This window comes from Rhodoplanes sp. SY1, from assembly GCF_046000175.1.
GTDB lineage: Bacteria > Pseudomonadota > Alphaproteobacteria > Rhizobiales > Xanthobacteraceae > Rhodoplanes.
Genome location: NZ_JBEOMB010000550.1, coordinates 1 through 568, shown reverse-complemented (window position 1 = coordinate 568; position 568 = coordinate 1). Strand labels below are relative to the sequence as shown.

General features: G+C 66.2%; 1 protein-coding gene. It reads right to left on the bottom strand.

Annotation, left to right across the window (positions count from 1 at the left end):
* Window positions 1-568: secretin N-terminal domain-containing protein (locus tag ABTU92_RS30885; RefSeq protein ID WP_408095330.1), on the bottom strand; the 568-nt coding region annotated here is incomplete at both ends.

Here is a 568-nt window from a genome sequence, read left to right as displayed (position 1 = left end):
TCGCCTGGAACTTGACGACCCCTTCGGTCACGCCCCCCTCACCGCTGCCGACGATCTTCTCCAGCTCGGCGATGATCGGCTCGGGGCTCGAGTTCTCCACCGGAAAGATGCCGACCGATTGTCCCCGCATCCAATCGGTGTCGAATCCGAGCACCATTTCCAGGACGTTGCGCCGCTCCGTGCCGGTCCCCTGGATGAGCACCAGGTTGCGGCCCGGGTCGGCGCGGACCATGCCTTGCTTGGCGACGAAACTGTCCATCAGCTTGATCAGGGTCGCCGCGGATGCATATTGCAGCGGAACGACCGAGATGCCGTAACCCGGCTCGATCTCGGCCTGCACGCTGCCGGCGCCCACGGCTTCTCCTTGCGGAATAAGCCGGTAGCCCCCCTCCTCCTTGACCAGGACGGTCCCGCCCAATCGCAGCGCGTTCTCGAGCACGAAGACGAGATCGCCACGAGACACGGGCCGGCCCGACGCGAGGCTGATGGTCCCCTGCACGCGGGCGTCGATCGTGTAGCCGACGCCGAGGATGTCACCGAGAACGACCTTCGCGACCGACGCGATCGG